Raw genomic sequence first — 21,644 nt, 5'->3', positions numbered from 1 at the left:
GCCCGGATCGCCGCCGGAACGCCGCCCGTCAGGAAGACCGAGAGCATCGCAAGACCCTCGACCCAGCCCGCGCCAAGACCGGGAAAGATCCAGTGCGCCACCGCGCCGATCGCCATCGCCGCGATCGTCGCCCAAGTCAGAACCAGCCTGCTCGTGTCTTCGGTCATCGTGATCATTCCGTTTTGGCGCGCGTCATGTCCGGCGTCGTGCCAGACACGGGGTTTGCTCCTCTTACCGCGAATGGCCCGGCTGGCAACAGGGGAAGACGCGGCAAAGCCCCGCAAGTCGGCAAAAGCCCCCCGGAACCCGCCCGAAATCGGGGGCTTGCGCGCAGCGCGCGGGGCCTCGACAGGGCTGAATTCCTTACGTTTGGAAAGGTACTGTTAATCAAGCTCGCGTAGCTTGCGCGCATGACACATGCCCTTTCGCCCCGCCAACAGGAAGATTTTGCCCTCGGCTCGCCGCAGATGACGGCGCTCAGGGGCCTGTTCCTGATTTGCCTGCATCACGGCGTCACCCTGCCGGTGACCGAATTGCCCGCGCTGGAAGAGGGCAGCATCGCCCCCCGGATCGAGGCGACCTTTCAGCGCGCGGGCTTCCGGGCGCGCCAGATCACGAACGGGACGTGGCGCACCGCGAAGGGCCTTGGTTCGGCCTATCCGGCGCTGTGCGAGGGCAAGGATGGCCGCTGGTTCATCCTGGCGCATACGGTCGAGCTGCCCACCGGCCCGCATGCCGCCATCCTCGACCCCGCGCGCGAAGGGGAAGGCATCCTCTTCCTGCCCCGCGCCGAATTCGAGGCGCGCTGGTCCGGGCGGCTGATCCTGGCGCGGCTGCGCAAGACCGAACAGGGCGCGCGGCGTCCCTTCGGTCTGGGCTGGTTCGTGCCGGCGCTGCTGGAACAAAAGCGGCTCTTTGCGGCCGTGACAACCGCAGTGGTGGCGAGCAACCTGATCGGCTTCGCCCTGCCCTTCCTGACACAGGTGATGATCGACAGCGTGATTTCCTCGCACAGCTGGAACACGCTGACCGCGGTGCTGACGGTCTATGTGTTTCTGGTGCTGTTCGACGCGGGCTTCAACTATGTGCGCCAGCGTCTGATGCAGATCTGCGGCGGCAGGCTCGACGCGCGGATCGGCGCGGCGGTGCATGCGCATCTGTTGTCGCTGCCCCTCTCGGTTTTCGAGACGACGGCGGCGGGTGTTCTGGCCCGCAACATGCAACTGACCGAAAAAATTCGACATTTTCTGGTCGGGCGGTTGTTTCAGACGATGCTGGATGCGGCGCTGCTGCCGGTTCTGCTGACGCTGATGGCGATGCTCTCGGGGTTGATGACGCTGGTCGTGCTGTGCTTTGCGCTGGTGATCGCGGGGCTGCTCGCGCTCTTTCTGCCGGCGCTGCAACGGCGCCTCTCCGCGCTTTACGATGCCGAAGCCGGGCGGCAGGCGCATCTGGTCGAGACGCTGCACAACATGCGCACCGTCAAGGCGCTGGTGCTCGAGGGCACGCGCCGCGGGCTGTGGGAATCCGCGCTCGGGCGCACCATCCGCAGCCAGTGGAGCGTCGGCGGCCTTGCCGCGACCGTCAGTGCGCTGACCTCGCTGATGGAACGGGTGATGCAGGTTTCGGTGCTGGGCCTTGGCGCCGAGCAGGTGCTGGCGGGCCATATCAGCGTCGGCACGCTCGTCGCCTTTTCGATGCTCTCGGGACGCGTCACCGGTCCGCTCGTGCAGATCGTCGGCCTGATCAACGAATGGCAGGAAGCCGCGCTTGCTGTGCGCACGCTGCGCGGCGTGATGGATCATCCGCCCGAACGCGGCCCCGAGGTGCGGCCCGTGCGTCCGCCGCTGCGCGGTGCGATCCGGCTCGAGGAGGTGCATTTCACCTATCCGGGTGCGCCCGCCCCGGCGCTGGACGGGCTGACGCTCGACATCGCGGCCGGACAGGTGATCGGCGTCGTCGGACGCTCGGGCTCGGGCAAGACCACGCTGACGCGGCTTCTGCAGGGCATTGGCGCGCCGCAATCCGGGCGCATCCTCTATGACGGCCATGACACGCGCCACATCGACCTTGATCATCTGCGGCGCTCGGTCGGCATCGTGCTGCAGGAAAACGTCCTCTTCCGCGGCACGCTGCGCGAAAACATCTCGTTGGCCCGCCCCGATGCGAGCCATGACGCGGTGCTGCGCGCCGCCACCCTTGCCGGCGCGGACGAGTTCATTTCCCGCCTGCCGCAGGGCCTTGACACCAAGGTCGAGGAGGGCGGCGCGAACCTCTCGGGCGGGCAGCGCCAGCGCATTGCCCTTGCCCGCGCGCTGCTTGCCGATCCGCCGATCCTGATCCTGGACGAGGCGACCAGCGCGCTTGACCCCGAATCCGAAGCGGTGGTGAACCGCAACCTCGCCGCGATCGCCAAGGGCCGCACCGTCATCGTGGTCTCGCACCGGATGAGCTCGCTGGCAAAATCCGACGCGATCCTCGTGCTCGACCGCGGCCGGATCGAGGATTTCGCGCCGCATGCCGTGCTGCTCGCGCGCTCGGCCACCTATCGTCACCTTTGGCTGCAACAGGCAGGACAGACGGAATGAGCCAGCTCGGTGCCCTCGACCGCGAGGCGATCGCGTTTCAGGATGAACTCGACCGGGTTCAGGCAGAGCCCGTGCCGCTGCTGCTGCGGCTCTGGCCTTATATCGCGGCCGGGATGATGGCGGTCATGGTGGCGCTATCGGCGTTTCTGCGGGTCGATATCGTGGTCGTGGCATCGGGTCAGTTGACGGGCGCCGAGGCCCCGATGCTGCTGCGCTCGGCGGCGTCGGCCCGTCTCAATGCGATAATGGTGCGGCCCGGCGACGTGGTCGAAGCGGGTCAGGTCCTTGCGCGGCTCGACCCGACGATGCCCGAGGCCGATCTGTCGTCCCTGCGCGCCGAGCGCGATGCGCTCAGCGCCAAGATCGCCCGCCTGTCGGCCGAACTTGATGGCAGCATGCTGGCGGACGACACCGACGCGCTTCGGGCCGAGGCCAAGGTTCTGGCCGAGCGGCGTGAAGAAAGCCGCACCCACGGCGATGCGCTGCGCGCGGAAATCGCCTCGGCTGAGACGATGATCGCGGCAGAAAACGAGAACGGTCAAGGGCTTGGCGCGCAACTCGAGATCTTGCGCGAAGTCGAGGCAATGCGCACGACGCTTCTCGAACGGCAAAGCGGCTCGCAACTGGCGGTGCTGGATGCCCGGCTGATGCGGCTGCGCGCCGAAGCGGACGAGCGGTCTCATCTGGCCCGGCTGAGCGAATTGCACGATCGGCGCGAGCGCGCGGTCGCGGAATTGCAGCTCTACGAAACCGGCCTGAAACGCAGCATCACCGAACAGCTGGCCGAGGCGCGTCCGCGCCTCGCAATGATCGACGAGCAGCTGGCGAAGGCGCGCTCGGTGCGGGACATGTCCGACCTGATCGCGCCGCGGCCGGGCGTGGTGCTGCGCGTGGCCGAGGGGGGCGTGGGCAGTCTGATCCCGTCGGGGGATCCCGTCGTGGTGCTGGTGCCGACCGATGTGCCGATGATCGCCGAAATCGGACTGCGCTCGACCGATGTCGGGCGCGCCGTCGCGGGAGACGAAGTCTCTCTCAAGATCGATGCGTTCCCCTGGCGCCAATATGGCAAGCTTTCCGGCAAGTTGACCGATGTCGGACATGCGAGCTTCCGGCCCGAGGGCGCGACTGAATCGATCCATGCCGGCCACGTCAAGCTCGACCCGGGCACGCATCTGACCAATCTCCCGGAGGCGGCCACCCTGCTGCCCGGGATGACGCTTTCTGCCGAGATCCATGTCGGCACCCGCTCGGTGCTGGAGAAATTCTTCGACCCCATCGTCCGGGGTCTTTCCGAAGCCCTGCGCGACCCGTGACAGATCATGAAGGAGCCCCCCATGACGGATGCAACCCCGATCGACGGCATTGGCGCACAGCCGGTGGCGCAGCAGCTCAGAACCGTGCTGCATGTCAGCTGCGGCCTCGCGCATCCCGCGAAGCTGCCCGACAGCTATTTTCCGCTTGCGGACTGGCACGAACTGCGGCTTGACAGCGACCCGAGCGTGACGCCCGACATCCTCGCGCGGCCGACGGACCTGTCGATGCTCGCCGATGCCAGCGTCGATGCGATCTGGTCGTCACACAGCCTGACACATCTCGCCTTTCACGAAGTGGCCGTGGCACTTGGAGAATTCCTGCGCGTTCTGAAACCGGGCGGGTTCTTCCTCGTGACCTTGCCCGACCTGCAGCAGGTGGCGAAACACGTCGCCGAGGGGCACCTTGAAGAGCCAGTCTACATTTCGGCTGCGGGTCCGATATCGCCGCTCGACATCCTTTATGGCCATCGCGCGGCGCAGGCCGAAGGGCAGATCGGCACCCTCCCCCGCACGGGCTTCACCGCGCGCTCGCTGGCCGAGCATCTGACGGCTGCCGGCTTCGCCGCAGTCAAGATCGAGAGCGACGGGCGTTTCGCACTCTGGGGCGTCGGCACCCGACCCGATGTCGCGCGGGCCTGAAGACACGCGCGTGACCGCGAGCCCACCCTGCCGGGCGGGCGTCTTCGACACAGAAACGCCGCGCAAGCGGGCTTGACTGACACAGGGATCGCGCAAGATTGAAGCGCGCCCCGGATGCGCGCCGCGGAATGACGGCGCCCATCGCACGGCCTTGCGCTTGCGCCCCGCGGCGCCCCTCGGCGCGCCAGCACCGCAGAAGAGCCCGGCCTTCTCCGATTTCCCCGCAAGAGCTTTCCCGCGTCCAAAGGACAGTGTCCGACCGTTTGACGGAGAGACAGCACCGGTGCCGCCGAACTCGCAATCCGCGGCGCCTCCTGCGCAAGGCCCACGAGATTTCGGGGCTCCGCGCCCCCCATTTCCGCTTCGCCGCAATCTTCGAAACCAGCCCAATTCACAGATGGGACTGCGGCGGGTCCCGCGATCTTGACCCTTGGCGATGCAGAAAGGCCACCCCGAAGGGTGGCCTCGATGCGTGTCATCGCCTGCCGGGGTGGCCCCCGGCAACCGCATCAGAGCAAGAGCGCCGCAGTCTGCCCCGCAGTCATCACCGCCGTCTGCGTGGTCGTGAAGGCCGCCGCCTGGGTCGCATTCAGCGCCGCAAGATCGGCCGTCTCGAAGCCCGCAATCTGCGCGGTCGAGAAAGATGCGATCTGGCCGGTGGTCAAACCCGCGACCTGATCCGTCGTGAAGGCCGCGATCTGGCTGGTCGTCAGGCCTGCCACCTGCGCGGTGCTGAAGGCGGTGATCGCCGCAGCGGTCAGTTTGGCCAGGGCCGCCGTCGACATCGCCCCAAGTTGCGAGGCGCTGAGCACCGCGACTTCTGCGGTGGTGAAGCCCTGCCCCTGCGCCGAGGTCAGCGCCGAGAGTTGCGCGGTCGTCAAGGCCGAGATCGCCCCGGTGGTCAACGCCGCGAAATCGGCACTTTCGAAGGCAGAAACCAACTCGGTCCCCATCGCCGCAATTTGCGTCGACTTCAGGGCCGCTGCCTGCGCCGTGTCGAGCGCGACGATATCGGCCGTCTCGAGCCCGGCGATGGCCGTCGGGGTCATTGCCGCAAGCTGCGCCGTGCTCAGAACATCGACTTGCGTCGTGCTCAGGGCCTGGACCTGCGTCGTCGACAGGGCCGCGATCTGCGCCGTCGTCAGCGCCGTGATTTCGGCTGTCCCGAACGTGGTGATGTCTTCGCTCGCCAAGCCGGTAATCGCGCTTGTCGTCAGCTTCGCCAACTGCGCTGCCGTCAGGGCACCGATCTGATCCGAGCTCATCGCCGAGATCTGCTCGGAGGTGAACGCTTTCACCGCAGAGGTCGAGATGTCATCCACCACACTCACATCCAGCGCGAGGATGTTGGACGTCGACAGCGCCGCAATCTGGACCGAGGTGAGCGCCTTGACCTGGTTCGAGTCGAGACCGGAGACATCTTCGGAACTCAGCCCAGCCAGCGCCGCCGTCGTCAGCGCTGCGATCTGCGCCGAGGTGAACTCGCCGATCTGTTCCGAACTCAGGGCCGCGATCTGCTCGGAACTGAGCGCCGCGACCGCCGAAGCCACCAGATTGTCGATCTCGGTCGAGCTGATCGCGGCAACATTCGCCGCCGACAGGGCAACGACCTGCACCGAAGTCAGGCTTGCAACCTGAGCGGAGCTCAGCGTTGCAAGATCAGCCGATTCAAGACCCTCCATCGCCGCAGAAGACAGGGCATGGATCTGGGCCGTGGTCATGACATCGACCTGGGTCGCCGACAACGCCCTTGCCTGCGCCGAGGACAGCACCGCGATCTGCGCAGCAGACAGCGCCATGATGTCCGCGCTGTCAAATTGCGTGATGTCTTCGGAAGCAAGGCCCGCGATCGCCGACGTCGTCAGCTGCGCCAGCTGGGCAGATGTCAGGCTGCCAACCTGATCCGAGCTCAGCGCCGCGATTTGCTCCGACGACAGCCCCTTGACTGCGGTGGTCGTCAGATCATCGATCACGGTCGAGGTCAGCCCGATCAGCGCGGTCGTCGAAACCGCCGCGATCTGCTTCGAACTCAGGCCTTTCACCTGGGTCGCATCGAGCGTGGCGAAATCTGCCGAGTCCAGACCGACGATGGCCGCCGCGGTCAGCGCAGCAATCTGCGCAGAGGTCATGGTGTCGACCTGCGTCGCTTCGAGGGCCTGCGCCTGCACCGACGACAGAGCTGCGATTTGCGCGGTGGTGAAGGCCGCGAGGTCAGCCGAGCCAAAGGTCGTCATGTCTTCGGAGGTCAGGCCCGCAATCGCCGAGGTGGTCAACTGCGCCAGTTGCGCGGTGGTCAAGGCGGCGATCTGATCGGAGCTCAGTACCGAAATCTGCCCGGAGGTCAGCCCCTTGATCGCCAAGGTCGTCAGATCGTCGATCACATCCGCGTCCAAGCCCACAATCGCAGCGGTCGACAGCGCCGAGACTTGCGTCGAGGTGAAGCCAACCACCTGCGCCGAGCCGAGGCCCGCAAGATCCTCGGACTGCAGCCCGGCGATCGCCGACGTGGTCAGGGCCGCGATCTGCGCCGAGGTCAGTGCATCGATCTGATCCGAGCTCATCGCGGAAATCTGCAGCGAGCTCAGCCCCTTGACCGCCGTGGTTGTCAGATTTTCGATCACATCCGAGCTCAGGCCCACAAGGGTGGCAGTCGACAGCGAGGCGATTTGCGTCGACGTCAGGCCAGCCACCTGTGCGGAGTCAAGGACGCCAATATCGCCGGAGTCCATCCCTGCGAGCGCCGCAGTCGTCAGCGCACCGATCTGACTCGCGCTGAAGGCATCAAACTGAGCCGAGGTCAGCGCCACGATCTGCACCGAGGACAGCACCGCGACCTGCGCCGTCGAGAGCGCGCCCAGATCGGCGGAGTCGAAGGTCCCAAGGTGATCCGAGGACAATCCGGCAATTGCGGCCGTTGTCAACTGTGCCAGCTGCGCGGTGGTCATTTGGCTGATCTGGTCGGAGGTCATCGCCGTGACCTGCGCCGAAGTCAGCCCCTTGATCGCCGTCGTGGTCAGATTGTCGATCACCGAGGAGTCGAGCGCCGCGATATTGGCCGACGAGAACGCCGCAATCTGCGTCGAACTGAGCCCGGAAACCTGAGCCGAGTCCAGGATGGCGACATCTTCCGCTTCAAGACCGGCCAGCGCGGCGGTGGTCAGTGCGGAGATCTGGGCAGAGGTCATTTCCCCGATCTGTGTCGAGGTCATCCCGGTGATCTGCGCAGAGGTGAGCCCCTTGATCGCCGACGTCGTCAAATTGTCGATGTATTCGGAACTGAGGGCATTGAGACTGTTCGTCGCGAGCGCCGCGACCTGCTGGGAGGTCAGTGCGCCGACCTGTGCGGAGTCAAATCCGGACAGGTCATCGGACTCGAGCCCGGCCACTGCGGCCGTTGTCAGAGCCGCGATCTGCGCCGCAGTCAGCTCCCCGGTCTGATCCGAACTCAGCGCGGCAACCTGGGTCGAGGTCAGCCCCTTGATGGCGACAGTCGTCAGGTTGTCGATCACATCCGAACTCAGGCCAGCGATCGCGGTGTCAAACGCCTTGATCTGGGTCGAGGTGAGGCCCGCAACCTGAGCCGAACCGAACAAGCCCAGATCCTCCGAATCGAGCCCCGCCAGAGCCGAGGTCGTCAGCGCAGCCAGTTGAAGCGACGTCATGTAACCGATCTGATCGGAGGACAGCGCCGTCACCTGCGTCGACGACAGGGCCGCAATCTGCGCCGTGCCCAGCGCGGCGAAATCGGCCGAGTCGAAGGTCCCGAGGTCGGTGGAGTCCAGTCCGGCGATCGCCGCGGTGCTCAGTTGTGTCAGTTGCGCGGTCGTGAGAGCGCCAATCTGGCCCGAGGTCATTTCGGCGATCTGCGCCGAGGTCAGCCCCTTGATCGCCGAGGTCGTGAGATTGTCGATCACATCCGTGTCGATGTTGGCGATCACCGCCGTCGAAAGCGCGGCGAGCTGGGTCGAGCTGAGGCCCGCCACCTGAGCGGAGTCGAGCGAGGCGATATCCGCCGAGTCAAGTCCGGCCAGGGCCGCGGTCTTCAGCGCCGCGATCTGCGTCGAGGTCAGCGCGTTGATGTGATCCGAGGTCAGCGCAGACACCTGTGCCGAGCTGAGCACCGAGAACTGTGCCGTGCCCAGTGCCGCGATATCCGAGGACGCGAGGCCGACGATATCCTCTGAGGCCAGCCCTGCGATCGCCGCAGTCGTCAGCTGCGCCAGTTGCGCAGTGGTCAACTCGCCGATCTGGGTGCTGGTCATTGCCCCGATCTGTGCCGAGGTGAGGCCGAGGATCGCCGAGGTCGTCAGGCTGCCGATCGCCGCCGAGTTGAAGGAGTCGATGATGGCGGTCGACAGCGCCGCGACCTGCACCGAGCTGAGCCCCCCGACCTGCGCCGACGTCAGTGCGGCCAGATCGGCCGATTCCAGCCCTTTGATCGCCGCCGTCGTCAGCGCGGCGAGCTGCGCCGAGGTGATGGCGTTGATATGCGTCGAAGTGAAGGCGCCCACCTGAGCCGACGACAGCCCCGCGAACTGTAAGGTGCTCAGCGCGGCGATATCGGCGGAGTCGAATGTGCCGATGTCGTCGGAGTCAAAGCCCGCAACGGCCCCGATCGACAGCTTCGCAAGCTGTGCCGTGGTCAAGTTCGAAATCTGCGTCGAGGTCATCGCGCTGATCTGCGCCGAGGTCAGCCCTGCCACGGCCGAGGTCGTCAGAGAACCGATGACACCGGAGCCGAGGGCCGCGATATTGGCGGTCGAAAGCGCCGAGACCTGTTTCGAGGTCAGACCGCCGACTTGCGCCGAGTCGAGACCCGAGACATCCGCTGACTCAAGGCCAGCCACCGCTGCGACCGTCAGCGCACCGATCTGCGACGAGGTCATCTCCCCGATCTGAACCGAGCTCATCGCAGCGACCTGCGCCGAGGTGAGAGCCGCAACCGCGGAGGTCGTCAGATTGCCGATGACTCCCGAGCTCAACGCAAGGATATTGCCCGACGAGAACGCGGCGATCTGCTTGGAGCTGAGCGCGCCCACCTGACCCGAGTCGAGCCCGGAAACATCAGCGGATTCGAGACCGCCAATCGCGGCCGTGGTCAGGGCCGCAATCTGCGCCGTGCTCATCTCGCCAATCTGAACGGAGCTCATCGCGTTGATCTGCGCCGAGGTCAGCCCCAGGATCGCAGCCGTCGTCAGGTCATTGATCACATCCGAGCTCAAAGCCTGGATGGCGCTCGTCGACATCGACGCGATCTGCTTCGAGCTGAAGCCGGACACCTGCGTCGCGCCGAGGCCCGACACATCGCTCGAGTCCAGCGCGGCAACGGCGGCAGTGGTCAGGGCCGCGAGTTGGGCCGAGCTCATCGCATCGACCTGCGACGAGGTCAGCGCGCCAACTTGCGCCGAGGTCAGCGCCGCAATCACCGCCGTGCCAAGCGCCGCGATATCGGAAGAGGCGAAGACAGCCATGTCGCCGACTTCGATCCCGGCAATCGCCGCTGCCGTCAGATGCGCCAGCTGCGCCGTGGTCAGCGCACCGACCTGCGCCGAGCTCATCGCCGCAATCTGCGCAGAGGTCAGGCCCGCAACCGCCGCCGTCGAAAGATCATCGATCACGTCCGAGCCAAGGGCTGCGACGTTTTCGGTCGACAAGGCGGCGATCTGCGCCGAGGTCAGGCCCTTGACCTGCGTCGAGTCGAGCGCCGAAAGATCCGCGGATTCAAGCCCCTTGATCGCGGCGGTGGTCAGCGCGGCAAGCTGCGCCGAGCTCATCGCATCAACCTGGCTCGACGACAGCGCATTGACCTGCGCCTGCGTCAGGGCCGAGATCTGCAGCGTGGTAAAGGCCGCGATATCGGAGGAGGCGAAGACCGACATATCCTCGGTCGCGATGCCCCGGATGGCCCCGGTGCTCAGCGCGGCAAGCTGCGCCGTGGTCAGCTGCCCGATCTGCGCCGAGCTCATCGCCGCGACTTGCGCCAAACGCAGCCCGGAAACCGCCGAGGTCGTCAGGTCGTCGATCACGTCCGAGCCCAGCGCCGCGATGCCCTCGGTCGAAATCACCCCCATTTGCAGCGAGGTCAGGCCCTTGACCTGCGTCGAGGTGAGGCCGCCAAGATCCGCCGCTTCGAGACCCTTGACCGCAGCTGTGGTCAGCGCGGCAATCTGGGCCGATGTCAACACGCCCGTCTGCGCCGAACTCAGCGCGGTCACTTGCTCGGCGGTCAAGCCGCTGACCGCCGCGGTGGTCAGATCATCGATCGCGTCCGAAGCGAGCCCGGAGATCGCCGATGCCGACATCGACGCGATCTGCGCCGAGGTGAGGCCTTTCACCTGCGTCGAGTCGAGGGCGGCGAGATCCGCCGATTCAAGCCCCTTGACCGCCGCGCTGGTCAGTGCCGCAAGCTGCACCGAAGTCATGGCATCAATCTGGCTCGAGGTCAGCGCCGCAACCTGCAGCGAGGTGAGCGCCGCGATCTGCGCCGTGGTCAGCGCCGCGATGTCGGTCGAGGAGAAGGTCGTCAGATCCTCGGTTTCCAGAGCCGCGATCCCCGCCGCAGTCAGCTGGGCGAGTTGCGCGGTGGTCAGCTGGCCGATCTGCGTCGAGCTCATCGCCTTGAGCTGCGCCGCGGTCAGACCCTTGATCGCCGCCGTCGTCAGGTCATCGATCACATCCGAGCTCAGGGCCGCGATATTGCTGGTCGAGAACGCCGCGATCTGCGCCGAGGTCAGCCCCTTGACCTGCGCCGAACCAAGCGCCGAAACATCGCTGGCCTCGAAGCCCTTGACCGCCGCAGTGGTCAGCGCCGCGATCTGCGCCGAGGTCAGTTGACCCATCTGCGCCGAGGTCAGCGCCGCGACCTGCAGCGCGCTCAGCCCGGCAACCGCCGCGGTCGTCAGATCGTCGATCACCCCCGAGCCGAAGGCCGCGATATTGCTGGTCGAGAGCACCGCCAACTGCTGCGAGGTGAGCGCCGCAACCTGCGTCGCGCTCAGCCCATTGATATCGTCGGTCTCAAGCCCCTTGACGGCCGCCGTCGAAAGCATGCGCAGCTGCGCCACGCTCAGGGCGCCGATCTGGCTCGAGCTCATCGCCGCCACCTGCGCCTGCGTCAGCGCGGCGATCTGCGCGGTCGTCAGCGCCGCGATGTCGGTGGTGGCGAAGGTCGCCATGTCTTCGGTCTGCAGCCCGGCAATCGCCGCAGCGCTCAGCTGGGTCAGCTGCGCGGTCGTCAGGGCGCCGATCTGCGCCGAGCTCATCGCGGCGATCTGCGTCGAGGTCAGACCGGCCACGGCCTTGCTCGACAGATCGTCGATCACATCCGCCCCGAGGGCCGCAATGCCATCGGTCGACATCGCCGCAAGTTGTGCCGAGCTCAAGCCCTTGACCTGCGCCGAGGTCAGCGCCGCGATATCAGAGGTCTCGAACCCCTTGATCGCAGCCGTGGACACCGCCGCGATCTGCGCCGAGCTCAGCGCGCCGATCTGCCCCGAGGTCAGCGCGGTCACCTGCGCAAGGCTCATCCCCGAAATCGCGGCCGTCGTCAGATCATCGATCAGCGTCGAGGACAAGGCCGCGATCTGTTCGGTCGAAAACGCCTTGATCTGCTGCGAGCCGAAGCCCTTGACCTGCGTCGAGTCCAGCGCCCCGAGATCGGCCGCGCTCAGCCCCTTGATCGCCGCGCTCGAAATCGCCGCGATCTGCGCCGAGGTCATGATGTCGACCTGCCCGGTGGACAGGGCCGCGACCTGCGACGAGCTCAGCGCCGCGATCTGGGTCGCCGTGAAGACGGTGAATTGACCGGTCGTCATCGCGCCGATCTGCGCCGCCGTCAGCCCCTTGAGCTGCGTGGCGGACAGGGCCTGAATGACCCCGGTCGTCAAGGATGGAAATTGTGTGGCCGTAAAAGCTGCAATCTGCTGGCTCGTGCAGGATTTGACATCGGCAGGGCGCAGGGCGGCAACCTCGGTAGCACTCAGCGCTGCGATCTCGGCGGTGGTCATTGTGGCGATGGAGGTCATCTTGCGTTCCCGGAGATGAAAAAAATCAACATTCTGCCCTGACGAGGTTCCCCGGCAGGCAGCGGCCGGGTTTTCCAGCCACGCGTGAGACCGACCGTAGGCCCAACTGGTTATCCGATCGTGAATGCGATCCCCCAAATCTGGTTAATGGCTTTTCTCAAATAGCTAAGATTGGAGGGAAGAGCGGGGCTGCGCGCGGAAAACACCCCCTCGGGCCGGGCCAGATCCGTCTGCGGGCGCCAAAATGTCCTGCAATCGGCCAAATCCGCGGAAAACTGCGTCGATCGACAGGTGGCGACGGGAATTAACCGCACCTTTACCCTGCCGTGCAAAGGTCCGCCCGAGGCCTCCTGTGGGCCGACATCCAGAAGGAGTCCCGCGTTGTCATCCGTTGTTCCGTTCCTGCCGCTGCCGGGCGATGCCCAGACCATCCTTTCGGCACTGCGCCAACCCGGAAGTCTTGGGGCGCAGGGGGTTCTGGCACCGCATATGGCGCGCGCGGTCATCGCACTGGACCTCGAGGAACTCGTCAACATCGCCGAGGAGGCCGATCCCGCGGATGCGGCCCTGCTCTACCGATCCTGGCTTGCGGGCCCCGATCGCGGTTTGAAGGCCGCGCCGGTCTGGCACAACCTTGGCGTGGCGCTGCAGCGCCTTGGTCATGCCGCCGAAGCGGCGGAGGCGCTGGCCGCCGCGCTGCGCCTGCGTCCGGGGCTGTGGCAGGCGGGTCTTGGCCGCGGTCTGGCTCTGGAAGCGGCCGGCGCCCCCGAAGCCGCCCTTGCCGCCTGGCGCGAGGTGCTTCCCCCCGCCGAGGCGCGGCGGCAGATCCACATCCAGATGGCGCGGCTCTTCGAGGATCGCGGCATGCTCGGCCCGGCGATGGAGGAGGCGCGCGCTTCCCTTCTGATCGATCCGACCCAGGGCGATGCGATCCAGCACCTCGTGCACAACCGTCAGCGCACCACCTCCTGGCCGCCCTGCACGCTGAACGTGCCCGGGATCAGCGACGAGGTGGCAGAACTGCATGCCGGACCTTTGGCGGCGCTCGCGCTGGTCGACGATCCGCGGCGCCAGGGCGAGATCTGCACGCATTGGATCAACCGCAAGGTGCCGCTCGCCCCGCCGCGGCTCGCCCCGCTCGAGGGGTATCACCACGATCGTCTGCGGCTGGGCTATCTGTCGTCGGATTTCTGCCGCCACGCGATGAGCTTCCTGATCGCCGAGCTGCTCGAACGCCATGACCGCTCGCGCTTCGAGATCTACGGCTACGACATGTCGCCCGAGGACGGCAGCGATGTCCGCGCGCGCGTGCTGGGCGCGCTCGATCACCATATTCCGATCCACACCATGACCGACGACGCCGTGGCCGCGCGCATCCGCGCCGACGAGATCGACATCCTCGTCGATCTGAACGGCCTGACCAAGGGCGCGCGTCCGGCGATCCTGCGCCAGAAACCGGCGCCGATGCAGGTGACCTATCTGGGCTATATCGGGCCGGTGTCGCTGCCCGAACTCGACTATCTGATCTGCGACGCGGTGACGATCCCCGAGGAGATGGATGCCGAATACAAGCCCCGGCCGCTGCGCGTGGCGGGCTGCTATCAGGCCAATGACGGCCGCGTGCCGGAGCTGCCCACCGTCACCCGCGCCGAGGAAGGCCTGCCCGAGACCGCCACCGTCTTCTGCTGCGTCTCGCACCATTACAAGCTGACCGAAGCCGTCTGGAGCCGCTGGTGCCGGATCGTCAGCCGCGTGCCGAATGCGGTGCTCTGGATCATCAACGACAACCCGGAGTCGCACGCCGCCCTGACGGCGCGCTGGGCCGCGGCGGGACTTGCGCCCGAGCGGCTGATCTTTGCGACCCGCACCGATCCCGCGCGCTACCGCGCCCGGCTGGCGCTGGCCGATCTGTTCCTCGACACCACGCCTTACAATGCGGGCACCATCGCCTCGGATGCGCTGCGCATGGGGCTGCCGATCATCACCACCCGCGGCCGGGCCTTTGCCGCGCGGATGGGGGCGAGCCTGCTCACCGCGATCGGTCTGCCCGAATGCATCGCCGAGGATCTGCAAGGCTACGAGGATCTGGCCGTTGCCATCGCGAATGACCCGGCGCGGCTTGCACGGATCAAGGCGCATCTCGCCACCGGCGCCTGGGAGCGCACGCTGGGCGATGCCGAGGATTTCACCCGCCGCTTCGAAGCCGCGCTGCTGGCGGGCCGCGCCGCGATGTGACGACGTCGTTCCGGGTACGCTCCAGCGCGCCCGGAACCCGACTGCGGCCCTGTTTGCAGTTGACCCGCCCGGCATTTGCGGCAATCTCGCCCCATGTCGAAGGTGAATTGCCCCAGTTGCGGCGCAGATGTCGGCGGCGGCCTTGGCGCCGTGCGGATGATCGCCTGTCCCTATTGCGGGACGACCTCGCTTCTGAAGGGCGGGCAGGTCTTCGACGCGGGCGCGACCGGCGAGATGCACACCGCCCCCTCGCTTTTGCAGCTGCATCAGACCGCGCGCATCGGCGCCGATCGCTGGACCCCGCTCGGCCATGCCCGGTTCAGCTATGGCCGCGGCGAATGGGATGAATTCTGGTGCGAGTCAGCGCAAGGCAAGGGCGCCTGGATCTCGATCGACGAGGGCGACGTGGTGGTGCAGCGCCCGATGCCCGCGGGCTGGGGTCAGAGAATTCGCAAGGTGCCGGTGCTGGGCGAGGTGCTGCATATCGACGGCAAGGCCTATCGCGTCACCGAAACCGAGGACGCCCGCTGCATCGCCCTGCGCGGCAGCTTCCCGGAGGAGCTGTCGCTCGGCGAGACCTATCGCTTCTTCAATGCCGCGGGTCCGGGCGGACAGCTCTTGTCGGGCGAAAGCGGTCCGCAAGGATGGAGCTGGTTCCTGGGCGACTGGGTCGACCCGTTCGAGGTAACCCCGGCATGATTTCCCCCGAAATCCGCGTCGCCATCCGCTGCCCGAATTGCGGGGCCGGGCTCGACATTCTGGGCGGCGGCCGCATCACCACCCATATCTGCCCCTATTGCAGCTCGGCGCTCGATGCGACCGAGAATTACAGGCTGCTCGAAACCTACACCGGCATGCCGCGCGCACAATCGCCGCTGGCGATCGGCATGGAGGCGACACTCGACGGCGTCAGCTGGACGATCATCGGCGTGCTGACACAGGAAGAACGCGACGGCGTCGAGGTCTGGACCTGGGTCGATCACCTGCTCTATTCGCCCACGCACGGCTATTGCTGGCTGACGCTCGAAGACCGCCACCTGATCCTGACCCGACGCTGGCGCAAGGGCACGAGCCCGCAGTTCATCGGCGCAGCCGCGGTCGAACGCGCCGAGGCGCCCCCCACCGCCAGTGCCGACGGCGAACGGTTCCGCTATTACGAAACCTCCACCAGCCGCATCGTCTCGATCGAGGGCGAATTCACCTGGCGCCCGCGACCGGGCGACCGGGAGACCGCGGTCAGCCTGCTCGGGTCGAGCCGGATGCTGAGTTTCGTGCAGACGGCGCGCGAGACCGAGGTCGAGATGAGCCGCTATCCCGATCAGGCGGCCGTCTGGGCGGCGTTCGGCATCACTGATCCGCCGCGGCCCGCAGACCTTCATCCGTTGCAGCCGCGTCCCGACACCGCCCAAGGTGGCGACATCGGCACTTTCGTCAAATGGGGCTCTGCCGTCTTCGCCGTGCTCAGCCTTGCGCTGGCCGTCGTCTTCGACCTTGACGGCGGGCATGTGGTGCTTGACCAGATCGCCCGCACGCCCTTTGCCCTGCCGGTGCCGCTGGAAGCAACCGGGCGGCGCACGCAGCTGATCTTGCGCGCAGAGATCGAGGAAAACGACTGGGCGCAACTCGAACCCGCGCTCAGCGATCCCGAGGATCAACCGGTGTTCGAAACCAGTCGCGAGGTCGGCATCTACAGCGGCCATGACGCCGATGGCGCTTGGTCGGAAGGCTCGCGGTTCACGGCGATCAGCTTTCACCCGAGGGTTTCGGGGGTTTACGAGATCGCCCTTGATCCGCCCGAAACCGGCTACGGCGAGGCGGAAACCGGGGTCGCGCGCGACATCGCGGTGCAGGTGACGGTGCGCGAGGCCCAGTCCTGGCCGATGCCGGCCTTCCTGCTTGGGCTTGCCTTTGCCGCGCTGGCTGCGGCGCTGCACTGGCGGGCGCTGCGCGGCAGCGGGGTCCGTTTTGACGGCTCCGATTGGGAGGATGACGAGTGACGCCGCTGCGCATCCTTTTTGTCGTGGTCTCCTCGCTCCTGCTCGCGGGGGCGGGCTATCTTGGGTATTACGGCATCGGCGCCGACAGTTCCGATGCGATCCCGTCGATCCGCGTCGGCAGTGGCGGCAACGGATTTGCCAATGCCAACGTCAAGTGAAAGGATGTTCATGGACCTGCTTGCCTCACTTCACCCGGCCGAGATCCTCTCGACGATCCTCTACAGCTTCCTTGGCATCGGGCTCATGGGTCTGTGCTGGTTCCTGCTCACCCGCATCGCGCCGTTTTCGATCGTGCGCGAAATCGAGCAGGATCAGAATGTCGCGCTGGCGGTGCTGATCGGTTCGGTGTTCCTGTCGATGGCGATCATCATCGGCGCCGTGATCCTGTCGTCGTGAGCCTGCTCAGACCGCCGCGCGGCTCGGAATACTGGCTGCTGACCGCCACCTTTCTGGTCGCGGCGGTGGGGATGGTCTACGAACTGATCGCCGCCACCGCCTCGAGCTATCTTCTGGGCGACAGCGTCAAGCAATTCTCGCTGGTGATCGGGGTCTACCTCGCCGCGATGGGGCTGGGCGCCTATGTCTCGCGCTTCATCCTGCGCGCCGTGGCGGGGTTTGTCTGGGCGCAGATCGCGCTTGGCCTTGTCGGCGGCTTCATGGCGCCGGCCCTCTATCTTTCTTATGCGTGGATGGATGCGGTCGCGCTGCCGCTTTACCTGCTCTTGATCGTCACCGGCACGCTTTGCGGGATGGAGATCCCGCTGATCGCGCGGGTCCTGAAAGAGGTCGGCGCCCCGGCCTTCCGCTTCGAGAATGTGCTCTCGGTCGATTACATCGGCGCGCTCGTCGCCTCGGTCGCCTTTCCGCTCCTGATCGTGCCGCATCTGGGGCTGATGTCGGCCTCGCTCGCGATGGGGGTGATGAACCTGATCGTCGCGGGCTTGTCGCTGTGGCTGTTTCGCGCCCGGCTGCGGCGCGGCGTGGCCGTCGTCTGGGCGCTGGCCTTCGTCGCAACCGCCGCCGGGCTCTGGCAGGCCGAGCGCCTTGTCGCCGTGACCGAGGCCGCGCTTTACGAAGATACGGTGGTCGTCAGCGAAACGAGCCCCTATCAGCACATCACGCTCACCCGGTTTCGCGACCGCACGCGGCTGTTCCTCGATGCCTCGATCCAGTTCGACAGTCAGGACGAATATCGCTACCATGAGATGCTGGTGCAGCCGGTGATGGCGCTGGCGCCGCGGCGCGAAAATGTGCTGATCCTTGGCGGCGGCGATGGTCTGGCCGCGCGCGAGGTGCTGCGCCACGCCGATGTTGCCCATGTCACGCTCGTCGATCTCGACCGCGCGGTGACCGATCTTTTCCGCAGCCATGCCGATCTGGTGGCGCTGAACCGCGGCGCGCTGAATGATCCGCGGTTGCGCATCGTCAACACCGACGCCTGGCAATTCGTCGAGCATGACACGGCCGCTTACGACGTCATCATTGTCGATCTGCCCGATCCGAAATCCATTGCGCTCTCAAAGCTTTACACGCGCGAGTTCTATGCGCTGCTCGCCGAGCGGATGGCGGCCGAGGGGCTGATCGTCGTGCAATCGGGCTCGCCGCTCTTTGCGCGGCAGGGCTATTGGTCGGTGATCCACACGCTTGACGCGACGCGCAATCCGGTCGTGCCGGGGCAAAGCCTGTCGGTCCTGCCCTATCATGTCTATGTGCCCAGCTTCGGCGACTGGGGGTTTGCGCTGGCTTCCACCCGGCCGCTGGCGCCCCGTTCCCTGAGCCTGCCCGAAGGGATGCGCTACATCTCCGACCGGATCTGGACCGAGGCGCAGGTCTTCGCCCCCGACGTGGCCGACCTGCCCGCGGCCGAAAACACGCTGCAATCGCATGCGCTTGTGGGCTATTACAACGCCGGTTGGGACGCCTGGTTCATGTGAGCCTGCCCGCGCGGCACCGCCGTCACCTGCGATTGTGCAGGGACCAGCCGGGCCGCGATCACCGCCTGTGCAAGTTCGGGCCGGGCCGCGCCGCACATGAAGATATCGACGGCGGCAAAGGCGCGCTCGGGCCAAGTGTGGATGGTGATGTGGCTTTCCGCAAGCAGCACCACGCCAGTGACGCCGCCGCCCGGAAACGGATGAAACGCGGCGCCCAGCACCGTCGCCCCCGCCGCCTGCGCCGCCTCGCAGAGCACGTCCTGCAACCGCGCGGCATCGTCGAGCCCCGCTGCGCCATGCAGATCGAGCAGAAGATGCAGACCGGGGGCATAGGGCATGTCACGCATATCTTCTTGTTTCGCAATCTGACCCGCAGCGCAAGCGACCGCGGGGACGCATCGGCGCAAGGCCGCCCCCACACGGCCCGCCGACCACGGCCGGGCGCGGTCGATCACGTCTTGATCTGCCGCAAGGGCTCTGTATCAACCAAGGTTTATAATGCGCCCAGCATGGGCCTTGGCTGGCGCGGCCAGCGGCAGGATCGGAGGACGACCATGACCACCTATACGGTGACCAACAGTTACAGCGGCACCCTCACCGGCGGCATCAGTGACCGCCTGGTGTTCGTCTACACCGCACCGACGAATGGGGTCTGGTTGACCAACCTCTCGCTGCCGGGAAGCGGCGCCGAATTTCCGAGCGGCGGATATTCGGGCATGTTCGACGGCATGGGGTCAAACAATTGCTATTTCTCGGGCTTTGGCGATTTCAGCTTCTTCGACCAATCGGGCGGCAATGACAGCATCTTCAGCGGCGATGGCGATGATGAGCTCAGTGGCGGCGCGGGCAATGACGATCTGCGCGGCTGGGGCGGCATCGACACGATCGACGGCGGCGACGGCAACGACCACGGCCAGATCAGCATCGGCTGGTATGGCGGCCCGATCGTGGTCAACCTGAACCGCGAGTCGGTCCTGAGCAATGGCGGCGTGCTGCGCAATCTCGAAAGCCTCGACATCACCACGGGCGCCAGCAACGACCGGCTGACCAACCACGCAACCGCCATCGGCAGCGATCATTTCGCCAGCGGCGCGGGCAATGACACGCTGACGATGTACATGGGCGGCGAAGACATCGCCGAGGGCGGCGCAGGAAATGACGTTCTGATCGTCACCTGCGGCGCGGGCGAGGGTTCGGTCTGGCTGACCGATCTCGCAAACACCCCGGGCGGCGGCTACAGCGGCACCTTCGACGGCGCTGGCGACAATGACATCGCCTTCTGGGGCATCGAGCGCTTCAGCTTCACCGACCGCGATGGTGGCGACGATGTCATCATGACCGGATCGGGCAATGACACGCTGAACGGCGGTGCGGGCAATGACACTCTGCGCTCGGGCGCGGGGCTTGATCAGATCGATGGCGGTTATGGCCAGCGGGACTACTGGCAGGGCAATCTGGCGGCGCTCAGCACCGATGTGGTGATCGATCTCAACACCGCCTCGACCCCGGCCGCGGGCGCCAGCGTCGTCAATATCGAGGGCATGGATGTCACCACCGGCAGCGGCAATGACAGCCTGACCGCGCGCCTCGGGGCGACGATGAACGACGTGATGCATGCGGGCGCGGGCAATGACACCCTGACCCTGCGCGACGGCGGCACCGATCTGGCGGATGGCGGCGCGGGCGACGATCTGCTGGTGATCAACTGGACCGGCAGCACGAACGGGATCTGGCTGACCAACCTGACCGCGGATGCGGGCAGCGGCTATTCCGGCACCTTCAACGGCGAAGGCGCCAATGACATCGGCTTTGCCGGGATCGAGCGCTTCTATTTCAATGATCGCGTCGACGGTGTCGCCGACATCATCCACACCGGCGCGGGCAATGACACGCTCTTTGGAGGCGGCGGCGACGACTGGCTCGATTCCGGCACCGGCCGCGACCGCGTCGATGGCGGCGCGGGCAATGACATCTGGCAGGCTGATCTCTCGAGCGCGACGACGGCGCTCACGTTCAATCTGAACACCGTTTCGACCTATCTTGGCACCGGGCGGGTGAGCGCCATGGAGGCGATGATCCTGACGACCGGCAGCGGGGCGGACCGGATCACCAACCATGCGACCTCGGGGCTTGGCGACACGATCGCCTCGGGGGCGGGCAATGACATCGTCACGATGACGATGGGCGGCGCGGATTCCGTCGCGGGCGGCGCTGGCACCGACCGGCTGATCATCACCTATGACATCGCCACGAACGGGGTCTGGCTGACCGATCTGCGCGCCGATGCGGCGGGCGGCTATGTCGGCACTTTCGACGGCTTGGGCAGCAACAACCTCAGCTTCACCGGGATCGAGGTCCTTTCCTTCACCGATCTTTCAGGCGGCGATGACCGCCTGCGCCTCGGCAACGGCGCCGACACGATCGACGCGGGCGGCGGCGCCGACACGATGGCGGGCGGCGGCGGGGCGGATCGCTTCGTCTTCGACCGGCTGACGAACGAGGGCACCGACACGATCGAGGATTTCGGCCTTGGCGGTGACCGCATCGTGCTGGCGGGCGGTTCGATGGCGGATGTGGCGATCACCTCGGTGAACAGCGGTCACGACACGCTGATCACGCTCGATTGCGGCACGACGATCCTGCTGACGGGCGTCGCCTCCTCGACGGTGAACGCGGCCGACTTCCTGTTCAGCTGAAAGACGCGCGCGGGGGCTCGGCCGCCCCCGCCGCCCTCCCGGCCAGCGGCGCCCTGCGGCCGGGGCGAAAAAACGAAACGGCCCCCCGAGCGGGAGGCCGTTTGCAAAGTCCGAAAGGCTGATCTCAGCGCTTCGAGAACTGGAAGGAGCGACGGGCCTTGGCCTTGCCGTATTTCTTCCGTTCGACGACGCGGCTATCGCGGGTCAGGAAGCCCGCG

13 protein-coding genes are annotated in these 21,644 nt (G+C 66.5%); 10 read left to right on the top strand and 3 right to left on the bottom strand.

Going from position 1 to position 21,644, the window contains the following annotated elements:
* Positions 1–467 precede the first annotated feature (467 nt).
* The 3 genes from C8J30_RS17405 to C8J30_RS17395 are packed head-to-tail and all read left to right on the top strand — an operon-like array spanning position 468 to position 4,540.
* Entirely contained in the window at positions 468–2,588 is a 2,121-nt protein-coding gene (locus C8J30_RS17405; protein ID WP_245909918.1) for a peptidase domain-containing ABC transporter, read from the top strand.
* The gene (locus C8J30_RS17400) at positions 2,585–3,901 is read left to right on the top strand and encodes an HlyD family type I secretion periplasmic adaptor subunit (protein ID WP_110807277.1); all 1,317 of its coding nucleotides are present in this window, start codon (positions 2,585–2,587) and stop codon (positions 3,899–3,901) included. Before C8J30_RS17405 ends, C8J30_RS17400 begins: the two co-directional genes overlap by 4 nt.
* Before the next feature lie 21 nt (positions 3,902–3,922).
* Complete coding sequence (locus C8J30_RS17395; protein ID WP_110807283.1) at positions 3,923–4,540, top strand: class I SAM-dependent methyltransferase; 618 nt, start codon at positions 3,923–3,925, stop codon at positions 4,538–4,540.
* 509 nt (positions 4,541–5,049) lie between these two features.
* Here C8J30_RS17395 and C8J30_RS17390 read toward each other — a convergent pair.
* Positions 5,050–12,564 (bottom strand): hypothetical protein, encoded by a 7,515-nt coding sequence (locus tag C8J30_RS17390; protein WP_146227958.1) that lies wholly within the window; start codon positions 12,562–12,564, stop codon positions 5,050–5,052.
* A gap of 381 nt (positions 12,565–12,945) precedes the next feature.
* On the opposite strand from C8J30_RS17390, the gene C8J30_RS17385 reads away from it, so the two are divergent.
* From C8J30_RS17385 to C8J30_RS17370, 6 genes are all read left to right on the top strand, one after another.
* Positions 12,946–14,799 (top strand): O-linked N-acetylglucosamine transferase, SPINDLY family protein, encoded by a 1,854-nt coding sequence (locus C8J30_RS17385; protein ID WP_110807273.1) that lies wholly within the window; start codon positions 12,946–12,948, stop codon positions 14,797–14,799.
* Positions 14,800–14,892: 93 nt separating this feature from the next.
* Positions 14,893–15,498, top strand: coding sequence for a DUF4178 domain-containing protein (locus tag C8J30_RS17380; RefSeq protein WP_110807271.1), 606 nt, complete (start codon positions 14,893–14,895; stop codon positions 15,496–15,498).
* Positions 15,495–16,796, top strand: coding sequence for a DUF4178 domain-containing protein (locus tag C8J30_RS17375; RefSeq protein ID WP_181420946.1), 1,302 nt, complete (start codon positions 15,495–15,497; stop codon positions 16,794–16,796). The genes C8J30_RS17380 and C8J30_RS17375 overlap by 4 nt, the downstream gene beginning before the upstream one ends.
* A complete protein-coding gene (locus C8J30_RS18775; RefSeq protein WP_181420945.1) occupies positions 16,793–16,954 on the top strand; it encodes a hypothetical protein in 162 nt (53 codons plus the stop codon). Before C8J30_RS17375 ends, C8J30_RS18775 begins: the two co-directional genes overlap by 4 nt.
* Positions 16,955–16,964: 10 nt before the next feature.
* On the top strand, positions 16,965–17,192 hold the full coding sequence (locus C8J30_RS19175; protein ID WP_245909917.1) for a DUF350 domain-containing protein: 228 nt from the start codon (positions 16,965–16,967) through the stop codon (positions 17,190–17,192).
* Positions 17,189–18,730, top strand: a complete 1,542-nt coding sequence (locus C8J30_RS17370; RefSeq protein ID WP_245909914.1) for a polyamine aminopropyltransferase — start codon at positions 17,189–17,191, stop codon at positions 18,728–18,730. Before C8J30_RS19175 ends, C8J30_RS17370 begins: the two co-directional genes overlap by 4 nt.
* Here C8J30_RS17370 and speD read toward each other — a convergent pair.
* Complete coding sequence (gene speD, locus C8J30_RS17365) at positions 18,697–19,077, bottom strand: adenosylmethionine decarboxylase (RefSeq protein ID WP_220033828.1); 381 nt, start codon at positions 19,075–19,077, stop codon at positions 18,697–18,699. The genes C8J30_RS17370 and speD overlap by 34 nt on opposite strands.
* A gap of 207 nt (positions 19,078–19,284) precedes the next feature.
* Between speD and C8J30_RS17360 the strand changes: the two genes are divergently transcribed.
* The gene (locus tag C8J30_RS17360; protein WP_181420944.1) at positions 19,285–21,426 is read left to right on the top strand and encodes a calcium-binding protein; all 2,142 of its coding nucleotides are present in this window, start codon (positions 19,285–19,287) and stop codon (positions 21,424–21,426) included.
* Positions 21,427–21,550: 124 nt separating this feature from the next.
* Here the strand turns inward: C8J30_RS17360 and rpsI are convergent.
* The coding region (gene rpsI / locus C8J30_RS17355; RefSeq protein ID WP_110807263.1) for a 30S ribosomal protein S9 at positions 21,551–21,644 on the bottom strand (94 nt) is incomplete at its 5' end.

This window comes from Rhodobacter viridis (assembly GCF_003217355.1).
Classification (GTDB): Bacteria; Pseudomonadota; Alphaproteobacteria; order Rhodobacterales; family Rhodobacteraceae; genus Rhodobacter; species Rhodobacter viridis.
Note: the sequence above shows the minus strand (reverse complement) of the source record. Positions and strands in the feature narration are given on the sequence as shown.